The sequence below is a fragment of the Tenacibaculum aiptasiae genome, assembly GCF_008806755.1.
GTDB lineage: Bacteria > Bacteroidota > Bacteroidia > Flavobacteriales > Flavobacteriaceae > Polaribacter > Polaribacter aiptasiae.
Map to the genome: position 1 here is coordinate 76,121 of NZ_WAAU01000029.1, position 17,319 is coordinate 93,439.

22 protein-coding genes are annotated in these 17,319 nt (G+C 30.7%); 4 read left to right on the plus strand and 18 right to left on the minus strand.

Features of this window, described 5'->3' with window-relative positions:
* Nucleotides 1-29 precede the first annotated feature (29 nt).
* Nucleotides 30-2,231 carry a catalase/peroxidase HPI gene (gene katG / locus F7018_RS14775; RefSeq protein WP_150900869.1) on the minus strand — a complete coding sequence of 734 codons (2,202 nt, stop codon included), beginning with the start codon at nt 2,229-2,231 and terminating at the stop codon, nt 30-32.
* A gap of 322 nt (nt 2,232-2,553) precedes the next feature.
* Between katG and F7018_RS14780 the strand changes: the two genes are divergently transcribed.
* The 3 genes from F7018_RS14780 to F7018_RS14790 all read left to right on the plus strand — a co-directional run bounded on the left by F7018_RS14780 (nt 2,554) and on the right by F7018_RS14790 (nt 3,943).
* Nucleotides 2,554-3,195, plus strand: coding sequence for a peroxiredoxin (locus tag F7018_RS14780; protein ID WP_150900870.1), 642 nt, complete (start codon nt 2,554-2,556; stop codon nt 3,193-3,195).
* Nucleotides 3,196-3,279: 84 nt separating this feature from the next.
* Nucleotides 3,280-3,591: a thioredoxin family protein gene (locus F7018_RS14785; RefSeq protein ID WP_150900871.1), complete on the plus strand. Its 312-nt coding sequence runs from the start codon at nt 3,280-3,282 to the stop codon at nt 3,589-3,591.
* Nucleotides 3,592-3,685: 94 nt separating this feature from the next.
* The gene (locus F7018_RS14790) at nt 3,686-3,943 is read left to right on the plus strand and encodes a DUF6952 family protein (protein ID WP_150900872.1); all 258 of its coding nucleotides are present in this window, start codon (nt 3,686-3,688) and stop codon (nt 3,941-3,943) included.
* A gap of 72 nt (nt 3,944-4,015) precedes the next feature.
* Here the strand turns inward: F7018_RS14790 and F7018_RS14795 are convergent, their stop codons facing one another.
* Together F7018_RS14795 and F7018_RS14800 are read right to left on the minus strand one after the other, a co-directional pair.
* Nucleotides 4,016-4,885 (minus strand): YybH family protein, encoded by an 870-nt coding sequence (locus F7018_RS14795; protein WP_150900873.1) that lies wholly within the window; start codon nt 4,883-4,885, stop codon nt 4,016-4,018.
* A gap of 73 nt (nt 4,886-4,958) precedes the next feature.
* Nucleotides 4,959-5,579: a Crp/Fnr family transcriptional regulator gene (locus F7018_RS14800; RefSeq protein WP_150900874.1), complete on the minus strand. Its 621-nt coding sequence runs from the start codon at nt 5,577-5,579 to the stop codon at nt 4,959-4,961.
* Nucleotides 5,580-5,752: 173 nt separating this feature from the next.
* On the opposite strand from F7018_RS14800, the gene F7018_RS14805 reads away from it, so the two are divergent.
* Entirely contained in the window at nt 5,753-6,226 is a 474-nt protein-coding gene (locus F7018_RS14805; RefSeq protein WP_246175213.1) for a helix-turn-helix domain-containing protein, read from the plus strand.
* 66 nt (nt 6,227-6,292) lie between these two features.
* On the opposite strand, the gene F7018_RS14810 is transcribed toward F7018_RS14805, so the two are convergent.
* From F7018_RS14810 to F7018_RS14880, 15 genes are all read right to left on the minus strand, one after another.
* The gene (locus F7018_RS14810; protein WP_150900875.1) at nt 6,293-6,871 is read right to left on the minus strand and encodes a hypothetical protein; all 579 of its coding nucleotides are present in this window, start codon (nt 6,869-6,871) and stop codon (nt 6,293-6,295) included.
* Nucleotides 6,872-7,010: 139 nt separating this feature from the next.
* A complete protein-coding gene (locus tag F7018_RS14815) occupies nt 7,011-7,637 on the minus strand; it encodes a toxin-antitoxin system YwqK family antitoxin (RefSeq protein WP_150900876.1) in 627 nt (208 codons plus the stop codon).
* Nucleotides 7,638-7,787: 150 nt separating this feature from the next.
* On the minus strand, nt 7,788-8,159 hold the full coding sequence (locus F7018_RS14820; protein ID WP_150900877.1) for a hypothetical protein: 372 nt from the start codon (nt 8,157-8,159) through the stop codon (nt 7,788-7,790).
* A 153-nt stretch (nt 8,160-8,312) separates the two neighbouring features.
* Nucleotides 8,313-8,591: a hypothetical protein gene (locus F7018_RS14825; RefSeq protein WP_150900878.1), complete on the minus strand. Its 279-nt coding sequence runs from the start codon at nt 8,589-8,591 to the stop codon at nt 8,313-8,315.
* Nucleotides 8,592-9,050: 459 nt separating this feature from the next.
* The gene (locus F7018_RS14830; protein WP_150900879.1) at nt 9,051-10,067 is read right to left on the minus strand and encodes a hypothetical protein; all 1,017 of its coding nucleotides are present in this window, start codon (nt 10,065-10,067) and stop codon (nt 9,051-9,053) included.
* Between the two features lie 91 nt (nt 10,068-10,158).
* Nucleotides 10,159-10,509 carry a hypothetical protein gene (locus tag F7018_RS14835; RefSeq protein ID WP_217701388.1) on the minus strand — a complete coding sequence of 117 codons (351 nt, stop codon included), beginning with the start codon at nt 10,507-10,509 and terminating at the stop codon, nt 10,159-10,161.
* Between the two features lie 216 nt (nt 10,510-10,725).
* On the minus strand, nt 10,726-10,959 hold the full coding sequence (locus tag F7018_RS14840) for a hypothetical protein (protein ID WP_217701389.1): 234 nt from the start codon (nt 10,957-10,959) through the stop codon (nt 10,726-10,728).
* Between the two features lie 33 nt (nt 10,960-10,992).
* Nucleotides 10,993-11,265 (minus strand): hypothetical protein, encoded by a 273-nt coding sequence (locus F7018_RS14845; RefSeq protein WP_175578749.1) that lies wholly within the window; start codon nt 11,263-11,265, stop codon nt 10,993-10,995.
* Between the two features lie 913 nt (nt 11,266-12,178).
* Nucleotides 12,179-12,559: a hypothetical protein gene (locus tag F7018_RS14850; RefSeq protein WP_150900881.1), complete on the minus strand. Its 381-nt coding sequence runs from the start codon at nt 12,557-12,559 to the stop codon at nt 12,179-12,181.
* A 646-nt stretch (nt 12,560-13,205) separates the two neighbouring features.
* Nucleotides 13,206-13,721 carry a hypothetical protein gene (locus F7018_RS14855; protein WP_150900882.1) on the minus strand — a complete coding sequence of 172 codons (516 nt, stop codon included), beginning with the start codon at nt 13,719-13,721 and terminating at the stop codon, nt 13,206-13,208.
* A 47-nt stretch (nt 13,722-13,768) separates the two neighbouring features.
* Nucleotides 13,769-14,254: a hypothetical protein gene (locus F7018_RS14860; RefSeq protein WP_150900883.1), complete on the minus strand. Its 486-nt coding sequence runs from the start codon at nt 14,252-14,254 to the stop codon at nt 13,769-13,771.
* A gap of 56 nt (nt 14,255-14,310) precedes the next feature.
* Nucleotides 14,311-14,925, minus strand: coding sequence for a hypothetical protein (locus F7018_RS14865; RefSeq protein ID WP_150900884.1), 615 nt, complete (start codon nt 14,923-14,925; stop codon nt 14,311-14,313).
* A gap of 101 nt (nt 14,926-15,026) precedes the next feature.
* Nucleotides 15,027-15,566, minus strand: coding sequence for a hypothetical protein (locus F7018_RS14870; protein WP_150900885.1), 540 nt, complete (start codon nt 15,564-15,566; stop codon nt 15,027-15,029).
* Nucleotides 15,567-15,906: 340 nt separating this feature from the next.
* A complete protein-coding gene (locus F7018_RS14875) occupies nt 15,907-16,566 on the minus strand; it encodes a DUF6000 family protein (RefSeq protein WP_150900886.1) in 660 nt (219 codons plus the stop codon).
* A 74-nt stretch (nt 16,567-16,640) separates the two neighbouring features.
* Entirely contained in the window at nt 16,641-17,252 is a 612-nt protein-coding gene (locus F7018_RS14880) for a hypothetical protein (protein WP_150900887.1), read from the minus strand.
* Nucleotides 17,253-17,319: the final 67 nt, after the last annotated feature.

Sequence of the window (17,319 nt, forward strand, 5' to 3'; positions counted from 1 at the left end):
TCACCTTTTTTTATTCAACAAACAAAATTCTATTTTACATCAAAACGATCAAGGTTCATTACCTTGGTCCAAGCTGCAATAAAATCGGTTATAAATTTTTCTTTTGCATCATCGGCTGCATATACTTCAGCAATGGCTCTTAGTTCAGTATTTGAACCAAAGATTAGATCGGCTCTAGTGGCTGAAAATTTCATCGCTCCCGTTCTTCTATCTCTACCAATAAATTCTTTATCGCTAGAAGAAGCTGCTTTCCAAGTGTAGGTAAAGTCAAGAATATTGGTGAAGAAATCGTTAGACAATGTTCCAACAGTATCCGTAAATACACCAAAGTCAGAACCATCGTAATTCGTACCTAAAACACGTAATCCACCAACCAACACGGTCATTTCAGGAATGGTTAACGTTAATAGGTTGGCTTTATCAATTAATAGTTCTTCAGCAGCAACATTTAAGTCACTTTTTATAAAATTTCTAAAACCATCAGCTCTAGGCTCTAAGTATCCAAAAGAAACTACATCGGTTTGTTCTTGAGAAGCATCACCTCTTCCAGAAGTAAATGGTACTGTTACGGTATGTCCACCATTTTTAGCAGCTAATTCAATACCAACAGAACCACCAAGTACAATTAAATCGGCAATAGAAACAGTTCCACTAAAATCTTTTTGAATTCCTTCATAAACCGCTAAAACTTTAGCCAATTCAGTAGGGTTGTTTACTTCCCAATCTTTTTGAGGAGTTAATCGAATACGTCCACCATTAGCACCGCCACGTTTGTCCGAACCTCTAAAAGTAGAAGCAGATGCCCATGCTGTAGTTACCATTTGTGAAATTGATAATCCAGAAGCTTCAATGCTAGCTTTTAAAGTAGCTACTTCAGCATCAGATAAGGTATTTCCAGTAGGAATAGGGTCTTGCCAAATTAATTCTTCAGTAGGAACTTCAGGTCCTAAGTATAAGGCTACTGGCCCCATATCACGATGCGTTAATTTATACCAAGCTCTTGCAAATGCATCTTCAAAAGCTTTGTGGTCTTTATGGAAACGCTTTGATATTTCTAAATAAGCAGGATCCATTTTCAAAGCCATGTCGGCAGTAGTCATCATTAGAGCTTGCTTTCCGTTAGGATCACCTGCTTTTGGTGCCATTCGAGCATTCGACGCAGCGGTTGGTGTCCATTGATGTGCTCCGGCTGGACTTTTAGTCAATTCCCAATCGTAGTTCAATAGTACATCAAAATAATCGTGATCCCACTGTGTAGGATTTGGCGTCCAAGCTCCTTCAATACCACTAGTAATTGCATCATCTAAAACTCCTGTTCCAAAGCTGTTTTTCCAACCTGTACTCATTTCTTCTATAGCAGCTCCTGCTGGTTCTGCACCGACATAAGTATCTGGATTTGCAGCTCCGTGTGCTTTACCAAAAGTATGACCACCTGCTACCAAAGCAACCGTTTCTTCATCGTCCATTGCCATACGCCCAAAAGTTTCTCTAATATCAACTCCAGAGGCAACAGGATCAGGTCTTCCGTTTGGACCTTCAGGATTTACATAAATAAGTCCCATATGTACAGCTCCTAAATCACTTTCTAGGTTACCGTCTGCATATCGATCTTCATTTCCTAACCATTCTGTTTCACTTCCCCAGTAAATATCTTGTTCTGGTTCCCATACATCTTCTCGACCACCAGCAAAACCATAAGTTTTAAAGCCCATAGATTCTAAAGCACAGTTTCCTGCAAGAATCATTAAATCTGCCCAAGAAATTTTATTTCCATACTTTTTCTTTATAGGCCATAATAATAAACGTGCTTTATCTAAGTTTCCGTTATCTGGCCAACTATTTAAAGGAGCAAAACGTTGTGTTCCTGAACCTGCTCCTCCGCGACCGTCTCCAACACGATAAGTTCCCGCACTGTGCCAAGCCATACGAATCATAAATCCACCATAATGACCATAGTCGGCAGGCCACCAATCTTGCGAATCAGTCATTAAATCAATAACATCTTTTTTAAGTTCATTATAGTCTATACTATTAAAGGCAGCAGCGTAATCAAAATCGGGATCCATAGGGTTCGATTTTGCAGCATTTTGCCTTAAAATATTTAACTTTAATTCGTTGGGCCACCAATCTCTATTTCGAGTTCCTCCTCCAGCAGTTTCTTTTTGAGTTCCTCCCATAAATGGACATTTTGTAATGTCTCCAGAAGCCCCGTGTGCGTGTTTATCTTCCATAATATATTGTTTTGTAAGTTGTTGCACTCAAATTTACGATAAATCATTGAATAATTTTTATCTATATTTTTTATTTAATTATAAGTTAATGTTATTGTTGTGATTGTTTGTTTTTATGGTCTTTGCTATAAGTGATTGATTTTGTTTATGTAGCGAAGCGCAAAATTGTGGTTTTTTGGAAGCCTTTTTTGACTGTTTTTTACCACATCGAAAAAACCTATAGTGGAATAAAAAAATAAAGTTGTTTTTAAGCTTTTAAAGCTTGAAGAATAAAATATCTTTGCCGCTGTAAAAAAATTTTTAATCATTAAAATAATATAAAATGGCTACATTAGTTGGTAAGAAATTCCCAAATTTAAGCGTTGATGCAATGAACGAAATGGGAGATACTTTTAAGTTAAATGTTTTAGAAGAAGCAGCAAACAACAAGAAGAAAGTATTATTATTCTGGTACCCAAAAGATTTTACTTTTGTTTGTCCTACTGAATTACACGCTTTCCAAGCTGCTTTAGGTGAGTTTGAGAAAAGAAACACTATGGTAATTGGAGCTTCTTGTGATACTCCTGAAGTACACTTTGCTTGGTTAAACCAATCTAAAGATAACGGAGGAATTGAAGGTGTTACTTATCCTTTATTAGCAGATAGTAACCGTAACTTATCTTCAATCTTAGGTATTTTAGATATTACTAATGAAGTATTTGACGAAGCTACTCAAACTGTACAAGTTGAAGGAGATAACGTTACTTATAGAGCTACTTATTTAATTGACGAAGAAGGAACTGTATTTCACGAAGGTGTAAACCACATGCCAGTTGGTCGTAACGTAAACGAGTTTTTACGTTTAATCGATGCTTACACTCACGTACAAGAAAAAGGTGAGGTTTGTCCAGCAAACTGGGAAGAAGGTAAAGAAGCAATGCAACCTAACGCCAAAGCTACTGCAGAATATTTAGCTGTAAACTAATATAATAATAAAAGAAAGGAATCAAGTTCGTGTGAGATAAGTGAAGGGGTCGAGCACGAGCTCCTTTCGGAAACAATATAAACTATGGTACAAGAATTAAGTCAAGATAATTTAACAGAAATCGTTTCAAGCAACTCAAAAGTAGTAGTACAATTTTCGGCTACTTGGTGTGGTAACTGCCGTATTATGAAGCCAAAATTTAAAAAGTTATCTTCTGAAAATGAAGACACTGCTTTTGTAATTGTTGATGCTGAAAAGTTTCCTGAAAGTAGAAAGTTAGCGGATGTAAGTAACTTACCAACGTTTGCAACTTTTGTAGATGGTAAATTTGTAAACCAAGTTCAAACGAACAAGTTTGATGTTTTAAAAGACTTGGTAAACGAAGTAGTAGCATAATAAAACGTCATTACGAACGTAGTGAAGTAATCTTTTTTAATCTAACAGATTGCCACAGCAAATTCTATTTGCTTCGCAATGACAAAATAATAATATGAAATTACCAGTTATTAAACACTTAACTTCTTTTATTGAAGAAAACGACCAAGATTACGTACTAGAAACGATTGAAACTTTAGAAGCTTTAACGGAAGTTCCTTCTTTAAAAGATGAGGAGTTAGACGTTATAGGTGAGTTAATATCGAATATGTACGGTGCTATTGAGGTTGATAAAATGGTAAAAGATGGTACCCCTAAAAAAGAAGCGTTGAATAATTTTATGAAGCGTGTTTTAGGATCAATTGATAAATAGTTTAAACCTATACTATATAAAAATCCCGAGTATGATACTCGGGATTTTTTGTTTACAGTTGTTGTATATGAATTATTTGTATTGTTTTAATACTTGAAATTCATCATAAGTTAACAACCATTCCCCATTTACCTTTTCCCACTTTTCTAGGTAAATTTTTCCTTCTCCAATATTCATGCTCCATTGTGCCGATAAAGTAACACTGTTGGCTGTTTTAGCTGTAAATATTGGATTGTTATATATTAAGTTCTTTGCACCTTTGGCTATTAATTGTGTCCAAAATCCTTGAATGTCTTTTTTAGCGTTTAATAATGCAAATGGTACTGCATTCATAGTTGCTTTTTCTGAATATCCATTACCGCATACAGCTCCTTTTCCTGCATTGAATCCTTGAATCCATTGTATCGATGCTTTAATTACTTCTTCTAATGCTAAATGACCTGCTATTGGATTCGTTTTATTTTCTTGTGGTGTTTTAAATTTCTCTAAAACCTCAAAGTTATCGTAGCTTAGTAGCCATTTTCCTTCTTTTTTTACCCATTTTTCTTGATAAATAATTCCTCTACCTACATTCATACTCCAGTTTGCCGATAAGAAAGCTGTTGTTTTATTAGCTACTTCTATTTGTACATTGGTATAAATTAAATTGCTTGCTCCCGATTGAATAAATGGTGTCCAAAATTCTGAAATTTCTTTTTTCCCTTTTTTAACTCCAAACGGTTGGGCATTCATTACTGCATTTTGTGTATAGCCATTTACACATGCTTTTGCATTTCCTTTGTTAAAGTTCGCAATCCATTCTTTGCTTGCCTTTAATACTTCTAAGGCTACTTTATGTTGTGCTGTTGGCTTGTATGTTGAAAATGCTTGGGTGTTTTGTCCAAAAGTTAAGGCGCTTATTCCTAATAATACCGTAAGTATTCTTGCTCTTAAATTTCTCATATCGATTGTGTTTTATATCCGATACAAAGAAAAATAGATTGCAGGTGGCATACCTGTGCCTTTTGTCACAAGCTTAGGAATTATTTAGTAAAACAATTTCTTTTTGTCCTAAATGGAGTTGTTTATTTTTTTCTAACTTCTTTAATAAGCGGGAAATAACTTCTCGTGTAGTTCCTAATTCTCTGGCTAACTCTTGGTGTGATTTTTTTACAATATTGTTATCTGCCTTAGCAAGGAGATAATCGAACAAACGATCTTTTAAGGGTTGGAAGGCTAGGTTGGCATACTGATTTATTAAGTGATTGTAGCTTTCTCTAAATGTTTTGGTAGTAAATGTGTTCCAGGATTTGTATTTAAAGTTCCAATCTCTTACAAATCGCACAGGAATGTTTATCAGGGTACATTCTTCTTCTACAATAGCATTTACGGTACTTTTACAATCTTCAAAGCAAGCAGAAAGCGATAGGGTACAGGCTTCCATAGCATTTAAATAGTAGATAAGAATTTCTCTGTCTTCATTTTCTTGGTATACTCGTACTTTTCCTTTCAATACAATTTTTAACACTTTTATGTATTGATTGTTTTTAATGATGAATTCTCCTTTTTGGTGCGTACTTATACTAGCAATTTCTCGAAGTTCGTTTTGTAATGCCTCCTCAGTTATTCCTAATTGATTTATAAAATTCTCTATCATTTATTTTTGTCTACCTAAGTGCAAAATTAGATAAAATTGCTTTCAGTTTTTTATTTTATTGTTTTCTTATTGCTAGTGTCATAGAGCTGTCATGTTACTGTCAGCTTTGAGTCTTATGGGTATAAAGGCTAAAGTGTGATTGATGTTTATCTTTGCAGAAAACAATTTAATACATGTCAGAAAAAGGAATGACTAGTGATACGAATACGATAAGAGATCTTAAAAAAATGCGATTAGCACGTCATTGGTCGCAAGAACAATTAGCGACTATGAGTGGACTAAGTGTAAGAACCATTCAACGAATTGAGAATGGTGAAAATGCGGGTTTGGAATCTTTAAAATCTTTAGCTGCTGTTTTTGAAACTACGATAACCGATGTAAAGAAGGAAATTGATGTTGCTCAATTAAAAAAAGAGACTGTTTATCTTGAAAAGGTTAAGGGGTTGTACAAGCTTGTTGCTATTGCATTGTTAAGTATGTTGCTGCCTATAATACTTGTTTTTGTAGATAGTTCTAACTGGCTTTTTTTAGTATGGACTTTGTTTTTTTGGCTTCTTGTAATTGGAATATATTCTATTAAGGTTTTCGACTTTTTTGGTAAGGACTGGGAACGTAAGCTATTAGAGAAAAAGTTTGGGAAGGAGTAATGTTGTTGTATATGGTTTGTTGCGTGGCTTAAGCACTAAATTATATACGGTGTTACCTAATGTTTTTTAACTTATCCATCTTTCAATTTGCTCTTTTTCTTTCCATTTCCCATTTTTAAACTCATAAATTAATATTTCTCCACTTGAATCAAAGTCAAATAATCTTCTAAAAATTACGATGTATGCTAAATCATAGTTTTCATTGAATATTGGTTTAGAAATTGAGCAATATCCTTTTTCGCAATTAATCTCAATCCATTTCCAAAATTCACGTTTAGATTCTAATTCAATATGTTGCTTTTCTGTTATGATTTTTTTATTCAGAGTTAGTTCTTTCATTATCTTAAACTCATTGAATAATTTTTCTTGCGTCTTAAAATGTAAGCTATCTTTTATATTAAGATATTTATTAGCTTTTTCTCCATAATACAAAAAGTCTGAACTTGTAAATGCTTTTTGATTTTCGGAAATACAACTTGATGATAGATAAGAATCATTTTTGTCTATCAGAATTTGAGAAATCAATTCAGTTGTTTTTTTTAAATCTAAATCAATGTTTTTCTTTATTTCAGTTTTAGATTCCTTTCTACAACTGAAAGTCAGAATAATAATTAATAATAATATGTAGGATTTCGTTTTTCTCAAATGTTGGATAACAGTCTCGTATAACCGTCAGTTCCGGGATTAAAGGTAATAAATTTTCATAAAGAACTGGCGTTAGTAATTACAGAGTAGATTTGGACGTAGTCGAATCCGCCGTAATTGCGGTTATACATTGTTGTGCTTAGTTATTTTTTCGTTTAATATATTTCTTTTTAGTTTCTTTATTAATCAGATTTCCATTTTTGTCAAACGTTCTGATTATCGTTTTCCTTTTCTTGTTTTTATAAATTTCGTATTCGTTTAACTCTCCACTTTCGTCGAAGTAATTCACACGCTCGTAATTCAGAGTGTAATTTTCGTAAAAAGTTTGTGTAAGTAATTTTCCGTTTTTTCTGAATTCGTTTATTTTAATTGGTCTTCCATTTTTAAATTCTCCTTCTAGTCTTTTATTTCCATTAGAGTAAAAATCAGTTTCAGTTCCATCGCAAACTTTTTCACAATTCAGATAATTCCATTTTCTTGAATGTAATACACTTTTAAAAGAGAACAGAATTTTAGGAATTCTAATTGTATCACTATTTGTCTTTAAAATTGTTGAATATTGTCCAATTAAATCTCCACGTTTTGGAAAAATTGTTACCGTTTTATAGTTCAATTCAGAAAATGAATCAATTTCAAATTCAGGTTTAATTATTTTATTAGTACAAACATCATAAAATACTAAATTCAGCTTTTCTTTTCCGCTATTTTGGCTGAAACACGAGAAGTTGATTATTAGCAGAAAGATTAATTTTAGTGGTATTTTCATAATTAAGCACAACGGTATCGTATAACCGTCAATTACGGATTAATATGCGTTAATTTTTGGCTTAGCACTGACTTTAGCAATTCCGAGTAGATTCGGACGTTGTCGAATCCGCCGTAATTGCGGTTATACATTGTTGGCAATAGTATTTTTTCATTCAATCAGATTTTCGTTCATAGATTTCAGAGTGTCAATTTTCGGTATTTCTGAAATGTCTGATTCTCCGTCTATTGAATAAAATTCCAATTCAGTCGGCATTTGGTCAGTTCCGAACAGATAAATTCCAACTAATTCTCCGTTTTTTCCTTTTCCTGCATAATCAATTATTAAATTCCCTTTTTGAATTTCCGAGTCAAATGTTTTTCCAAACATTATAGTCGGACATTTCCCGCAACCACATCTCGCAATAACTTTCAGATTTCCGATTAAATTAGTCCATTTCGATTTTTCTTTTCCAAACAGATAAGTCAGAAATTCAATTTCCGGTTTTGTCAATTCTCTTTTATCTGGAATGCTATATTTCATTAATTAAAATCTTCTTTTTTTATGCTCCGCTAATATTATTGCCAACGGTTTCGTGTATGATTTCGTTGCGTGTTTCAGCATCTAAACTAGGAAATACAAACTAAATAGAAAACTCGTGAGGATTTCCGTAAATAGGGGAATACTAGTAATGAATTATACACGGTGTTGTAAGTAGTCTTTTCTTATTTTAATTTCCTCAAATCTTTCTTTTGGTACGTTATTAATATCTAATTCGTTGAAATATTTTTCAATTATATTTTGAGTTTTCATTGCTTTTTTCGGCTGATTAGAAATGATATAAAAGTCAAATATTTTAGCTGCATCCATCCATCTTTGTTCCTTAAATAAATAGTCTGCTGCACTTTCCCAATCAGAAATTTTATTTAGTATTGGAATTCCGATATTCAGGATGTTTTTGGTCAAGTCAGTCATTAGTTTAACATTGTCAAATTCTGTCAGATCATATTGTCCGCCGTTCCAATATTTTGTATTCCAAGTTTTAATATGATTATCATACCTAGAATCTACAAATTCATTGATTGGTTAGAATCCATAAGTCTTCTCGTGCCATTTTACATAGAAATTTGATTTTACTGATAATATTGTCCAAAATGAAACTACAGTATTCCCATAGTTTCTTTGATTTTTGGCGAAATAAATTTCTTGTGTAAATTTTCCGATTTTTCGCTTAAAAGTCAATTCCGATTTCAAGAGTTTAAATCCGAGTTTGGTCAGTTCAGGCTCAACGAATTCTACAATTAATTTCCGAATTCTGTCACCAGGTGGAAGGTCTTTGTATTTGAATTTTTGTCTATTAAACATTTTATTTTTCAGATTACGTACAACGTCTCGTATAGCAAGCGTAGTTTGCCGTCAGGCAGCTATGATTTGTTATACATTGTTAGTAGTTTTTTTTCTTGTTTTAATCTCAACTTGGCATTCGATACCTACTTGGTTTAGTTCGTCCGCAATATTTTGAAACTCTGGAAAATGATCACACCAAGCTTTTTTTTCGGTGTAAATTATTTTTTCTTCATTATTAACCATTTTTAAAAGTTCCTGACTTGAACATTTAATCACTGATTTTAGTTTTGATAAATATTCCTTTTTGTAAGGAATTTCTAAATGAAAATATTCTTCTAAATTTTGAATATCCAATTCAAAAAGATAAACCCAATCTACAAAAGGATTAGACCCCATTCTTTCAAATTTGTCAGACTTCTTAGCAATCATTAGAGAACCAGCTCCAATCCATCCAGTTCTTTTAACATTTGAAAGATATTTTTCAGACTTCAGACACCAATGAATGGAGTAACATAATTTATATTCCTGAATTGTTTCTCTTAATCCACAGAATAGATAATCAAAATTTTTAGAGTTATATTCTTCTTCAAAATATTTATCCGCTCTAAACAAAACTTGATCTAATATATCATCCGAAATTTTCGATTCAGGATTTGCTTTTGTTTCTTTAATCCAATCGATTATATTATTAATTTCTGATGATTCATATTCGCTAGATGATTTTTTTAGTTTCGATTTTAAAAAGGGCAGAACATCTGTATTATGATTAATTTTAAAGATAGTATCAAGAGTTAAGTCCATTATAAAAACTATCTGTTTTGATTCTTCATCGTCAGAACTATAACTTCCAGAAAAATCTTTAAATACATTATTATCATACTTTGAATCAATCCAATTAAGTATAGGTTTACCTATTTTATTGGATAACACAGAACCGTCCTGTCTTTTTAGACTGATTAGGTCATTTAATAACTCTATACCAATTAACCAAGATGTTTTGTTAATGGAAAATAGGTTCAACAATTGAAAAATCAATTCCTCTAAAGTATTGACTTCAATATCTCCTTTTAGTTCCTTAAAATCTTCAATTTTGTTTACATTCATTTTTAGCAAATTGCTACTAACGTTCTGGCTATGAAGCGTAGGAACGGTATGGTTGGTTAGGCCTATACTTTATAGCCATTGTTGTAGCCAGTTATTTTATTTTTTGTTCAAGAAAGTTTAGATCATTCTTTATCAAGGCCCCCAAGCAAGTCCTTACATCATCAATTGTTTGACCAGTCACATCCGTCAAATAATGATTGTCCATTTTTTCCCTAAGTCCAAAAAACTTCTTCACGATTTTAGGTCTTTTGAAAAAGATGTACCATTCTTTTCCGTCCACCGCAGAAACTGTGAGCCCGTTTTTATTATCTCTATTTTCAATCTCTAATGATGGGGAGTAGTGAATATCATTTTGATTTGCTGTTTCCATTTTGTTCAGCAATTCAGTCCATGGAATTTTTTCGAATGTTTCCATGATTTTATCCTTTTCAATGTTTCCCATTTCAATAATGTCTGGCTTAAATGGGTCACAGAATGAGGCTCGAAAATTCATATTCGATTCTTTTTTTAATTGGCTACAACGTTTACGTGTAAGGATAGTTACGTGATTAAACAACTAACTTAACAAAAATGGAACAAACCAGAGGAAAATCCTACGGATTTTCCGAGCAGGCTGGAACCAAGCAATTATGTTTACACTGTGTTGTAATGAGTTTTTTTATCTTTTTCCATTAATGCCTCTAGTAAACAGGTATTCTCCTTTACTATTTCTCACACTAAATTCATATTCATGATTCTTCTTTAGTTCAGAATCAATAAATTTATTTGTCTTTTCTATGTTTTCAAATATCCAAAACATTTCACCTGAGCCTAAATGTCTTTTAAATTCAGTCGTTAATACGATTCCAGTATTTAGTTCAGCAACCAAAACTGAAAAATGTCCGTTATCCAAAATCGGTGGTTTTATTTCCAAATTACTACTGATTTATTTCGCTAATCTTATATCAATTTCTGGTATATTTTCTTTGTCGATTTTTTGTATTTCTGAAAGAGGTATTTGAAACCAATATTCCACTTTGTTTAAGTCAAAATAACTGAAACAAAATTCATCTTCAATCGCATCAAACCCGCCACAATAATTGACAGTTTGAAATTCATCACAATTTTCCATTTGCCTCCATTCAGTTAATGTCAAATTCCGATTTAAAATGTCTTTAAAAATCTCTAATAGCTCTTTGTCAATTCTTAATTTCATCATGAGTTCTGATTTTCTCAAATGCATTTCAACTTGTTTATATGCGGAACTTTATTCCTTTTATTTACCCATTTTGGGTGGGCTATGCGGAACTTTTAGTTCTTAATAGTCTACTTATGTAACAGCTATTTAGTGCTAAAGTAAGTATAACCTATAGCATTCTTTTACGGGTATCAGTTAAGAATGTATTACTTCGTATTGTATTTAAAAATAAAAGGAATAGGGGACTATTGCTTTCACAATTTTTACGAGTTAAATGTACTAATTCTATGTTAGTATTACAAATAAGTTAAGTATGAGAGCTTGTATTTTTATTTTAGTGTTATTCACTCGTACGAGTGAGCAACACTCACAGCCTCGAGTGAGTAACTTTCACAGGTACGGGTGAGTAAAGCTCACTCGCTCGAGTGAGCAATGCTCACGAGATTGATGCTGTGGTATTGATTAATTTTTTAATTAAAACTAAGTTTTGACTAAGAAAGGTTGTGGCCGTTTTTCTTTTTTTATAAACAAATACACAACTCCAAATATACCTGCTAAGAATGTTATTATAAAACCTGTTTTTGAATGACTTTTAGCTTGATTAATGTTGAATAAAATATTTCCTTTATTGTCTGAAATTTGAAATATCATTGGTTCATATTCGTTTTTTTAATCTAGATTTTAACTCTACCTGAAATTGTCAATTTCTTTTTAATTATTTCAAAAGTACCATCCTCTTTAACTATTAATACCTGAACCATCTCTTACATATTCATCACCAATATGAAGTAATAAAGAATATCTACTAGTAGGGTTTCTCATTTCTACAATACACCACCCTGTTTCATTACTTGGGTAATATTTAGTACTAGTACCACCAATAAAAAACTGTACCCAATTGGCATTAATATGTTTATTAAACAGTCTTATATTTTTATTCTACTCTATAAAAATCGAATTCATCTCTTAAATCCTCATTAAATCTAATAGTATTTAACCTGTAAATCCCATTTTCAGTAAAATATTTTAAGTATGTAGGACTAACCTTATGCATTAGTTTTAAATTTTTAAAGTATATGTCGCATGATTCTTTTGAGAATTTCCATTTTCCTTTATTTTTTTTAATTAAATTTTCTTTTGTATATATCTGTTCAAACACCCCACCTTCTTTAATAATTAAAAGGTTCGAGGCTTCTTTATCATATATATTTTTATAAACCCCAACTATAGGTAAAGTATTATTGCAATTATCTCCTTTAAAATATTTACAACCTAAAAACAAAAAAAGGCAAAAGAATATTGTTATATATTTCATAATTAATTGATTTTTAATTTAAATCTAAAAACTTGTTCTATTGTAGATAATGGAATGTTACCATAAACTTTTCAATCATAATTTTCTCCTATGTGTAATAGAAGAGAATTTCTACTAGTAGGATTTCTTATTTCTACAATAATCGACCCAGTTTCATTACTTGGGTACTATTTAGTACTAGTACCTCCCACAAAAAACTGTACCCAATTGGCATTAATATGTTTATTAAACGAGTCTATAACCCTTGTATGATCTGGGCTAAAAGCATAGCCTCCATCTAAATTCATTTGCAGTTTTATTGAGTGAATATGAACCACAACTTGTTTATATGCGTAACTTTTAGTTCTTAATAGCTTACTTGTTTAACAGCTATTTAGTGCTAAAGTAGGTATAACCCATAGCATTTTTTTATGGGTATCCGTTAAGAATATATAACTTCGTATTGTATTTAAAAATAAAAGAAATAGGGGACTATTGCTTTCACAATTTTAGCAAGCTAAATCTACTAAATCTATGTTAGTATTACAAATGAGTTAAGTATGAGAGCTTGTATTTTTATCTTAGTGTTACTCGCTCGCTCGAGTGAGCAATGCTCACGAGATTGATACTGAAAATGTTTGATTCTTTAATTAAAACTAAGTTTTGACTAAGAAAGGTTGTGGCCGTTTTTCTTTTTTTGATAAACAAATACACCAACTCCAAATATACCTGCTAAGAATGTTATTATAAAACCTGTTTTTGAATGACTTTTAGCTTGATTAACATTAAATAAAATATTTCCTTTATTGTCTGAAATTTGAAATATCGTTGGTTCATATTCGTTTATATCCGTTTTTTTAATCCAGATTTTAACTCCACCTGAAATTGTCAATTTCTTTTTAATTATTTCAAAAGTTTCATTCCTTCTTTTTTGACTAATATTTTCCATTAGATAATAATTCCTAGAATCGTTTTTAACTTTTATAAATAACTCAGATTTTGTACTCTTAGCACCTCTAGATGAAACTCTTCGATAGAATATTTCAATATTCTCAACTTGACCAGATTCAACTGTTAAGGATTTTTTTTGAGTGAAAAGTGTTGGTGCAAAAAAATAGAATCCACATAGTAAATTTACAATTCCAAAAATTAGGAATTTCTCAGAATATATTTTTTTATTCATTTAATTTTTCATTGTAATTGGGGTTATACATTGTTATCTGGTACTTTTTAATCAATTATAATTATTCCTTCATTTAATAATTTATATGAATTATAAATATGATCAAACCCTTTATTTATTTCCCATTCTATTTTGAATATAAATGAAATGTAATCACCAATAAAAGGTCTAGATTTTCGATACATTTCTGGGTGTTTATATTCCATTCGTATATTTAGTTTATCATTCTTTTTCAATTTATAAAAGTTAAAAACTGAATTTGAGTTTAGGTATTTAAGTATCAAATCTGCTGATAATCCATTGTTTAATGAATTTGAGGGAGGAAGAGGGAAGAATTCAGAGTTCAATGGATTGTCTTCTGCTGGCTGTAAGTATTTAAATAAAGTCCATTTTAACACTGTTTCTTGATATTCATTTCTATTCAACTTAAGTTTTTTCCTTTTAGAATTCTTATTATGAATTATCTTCTTTGCAATAGTTAAACTTTCGTTTTTGTCAACTATAAAATTTAGTTTTAATTCAGGATTTGACATTTTACTTTTTTTAGTTCTAATTATATGTAGGATAACTTGTTTATAATAGAGGAAGATTACTTTAAATTCTCAAGGTCATTCTTAAAAATTATTTCAAATTTTTCTTTAATATCTTGTCTGTTGTCTCCGATTAAATTACAAATGAACTCTCTAATTGTTAGTACATTTGTATCAATTGACGGTTTCTCTTTTTTAAAAAAATGCCCGAATGCATGATCAAAACCTGCTACAATTAAGATTCCAATTAAAAAAAGAGCGACAAAGAGTTTAGGATAAGCTAATGAGAAAAGCATAAGAATTTCTTCTTTAGAAACAATTATTGCATAGACAAGCCAAGGTAAAAGAAAAGCACCTAGAATAAGCAAAGAATATAAAAACAATTTATCGTTCTCCTTAAGAGGTAGAGGAATTTGGCTTTTTATTGTATTATAAATTTTAAATCTGTCTTTGTTGGCAATTCTTTTGTCTAAAAAAGAATCGAGAGATGCTTCCTTTTTAAAATCATCTCGTTCTTTCAAAGAATTTAATATTCTTGATTTTAAAAATAAAAAAGCAAGATCATGACGCAAAATGATATTGTTACGAATGCTTTCTAATTTTTGTTTACTTATGGGAAAAACAAAATTGTGTTTTTTTTCAAGCTCTTTTATGTTTTCTGGATAAGTTCTCATTTAATAGTCTTGGTTAAAAATGAAATAGAATATTTTTAAATTAAGCATTTGTTGTAATTTCGAACAGATTTTTAGCTAGTTGCGTCTATCATAATCGTTGGTTATACATTGTTATATTCTGGATTTTTTCTAAATCCAAAGTATATACAAATCAATGCAATTAACATTATAAATCCATTTATTGTCCAAAATACCCATTTAAACTCTCTTTCAAAGAGTAGTTCATAAGCTGGTCCCGGAACATTCGTTTGTATTCCGATATTTAAGATGTTTGGTTTCGAATTTGCATTGATTAATTTCATTTTCAATTCATATTCTTCTCCACGTATGCTTAAAAAACTATTATTTTCAAAAATTTCAATTGGTTTGTTATTCCTAAATATTTTAATGTCATATTCTATAGGGCTTAGTGAGTCAATATTTTCATAAGGCCTAGGATTTTCGAAACTAAAATTAATTATATAAGATGATTTAAAATCAGTTATAAATTTTTCTGATATTTCTAATTCCTTCTGGAAGGAATATTGTTCATTCAAAGCTATAAAATTTCGATTCGTTCTGTCAGGAATCAATTCAATAGTCCAATAAATGGAAATCAAACTCAGAATGATAGCGATAGTTTTGAATATTCTTTTTGACATTGTTTGATTTAGTTTGTAGGTAATTTGTTTATATGAGGAATTTTTAGTCAACTTACATCATAATAGATCGATACTAAATGTATGTTGGTGTTGCAATTAATTATAGATACTGTTAATAATAGTTTTATTTAGCTACTAATTCTTTTCCATGAAAGGGACAAAAGTTCCAGTTTCCATTCATTTCATTGTTATCTACTGGACATTTCTTTTTATCTATAAGAGAAAAGAGCGGTAAATTCCAATTAAATTTATTTTGAGAATGTTTAATTATTACGAATGGTCATGTATAACCATTTGATACGAGTTTTGTGTATGATTAATATTTTTGAGTTAAGCTCTATTATGGATGTTTTTTATTGTAACTTATTTTTATTTGATTTAAACTCTCCATCTGACTTTCAAATCCTTTAAATGATTTTTCTAAATCATAAGAATACTTGTTGGATATCCAATTTTTATATAAATCCAAATATTTTTCTATTTCATTTGTTCCATTAAGTTGATCAGTCCATTTTAGAGCAGACATTGCGTCTGTTTGGTCGAAATATAAATGCTTCTGAGTTAAGTAATAGTCAAGATATTTTTTTAAGTATTCAATTCCCTTTTGGGTATTGAAAGAAGCTAAAGTTAAACAATAGCCTGTTCCAGCATAACAAACTTGACTTTTTAAAAGGTGAGTTCCAATGATATCTTCAACTTCTTTTAAATCCATTATCATAGAAAAATATGCTCCGACTATTCGTGTTCTCCAATTAAAATCGCCAAGTAAACCCCTAACCACTTCAGTATTCAAATCGGCTTTTATCGGTTCAAGTTTTTCTATAAATTCATTTGTATTATTTATTTGAAACATATAAAATGGGACACACCATTTTTTTATAAAATCAACTTCGAGCTCTTTTTCGTTTGAGTAGTGTTCCAATTCCTCAAATGAACTTAAGTGTCTTATGGTTGCTCCAGCAGAATGTAATTCGATTTGTCTTTTTGTTTTTTCGTCCATTTTGTAAATTATTTACATTTGTTTGGCTTATGAGAGGTTACAAGCTTTTCTTGAAATGAATATCGTGTTAATGATTAGCTTTTGTTTTTTCTTTTTGTAATTAATGCTAATGCATTTTTATAATTAGTTTCTAGTATTTTTTCTTGTCCAATTAACTCATTCATTAATATTTTAAAAACAATCACGTTTTCACTTACCAATTCTATTTTATGGACTTCACGTGAGGTTAATAAATTGATGATATCTTTTATTGTTCCTTTAATAAGGTTTTGTTGCTCGTAAACAGCAAAAAGTACTTGAGATTCCTCCAAAGAGATTCGATTGGTAATTTTGTCTTCCTTAGCAACTGCCCAGGCAATATCTTGAAAATGCTCTTGTATAATTCCTTTCGGAGCTATTTCTCCTATTGAAAAGTAAGCATTTTTGAAAAACTTTTGTTCGAGTATTTGTTTATTGTCAGGTTGACTAATATTATTCATTATCTTTTCATGGTATCCAATGATGTTTTGTATAATTTTTCTATTGTTTTGGATTTCACTTTCGATATTTTGAACTATCAATTCAGTCCTTTTAGCCTCATTTTTTTCATTTTTCCATTCGTTAATAAATAAAGCAATAAATACACTAAATATTATCATTGCTGACTCTAATATAATGCTGTACCAGAATGATTTTCTTTTTGACATAAGGTTGTTTTAAAATAAAGTTAATTGGTTTAAAAGGGAACTATGGTTCTTTTTTCAGTTTTAGGAG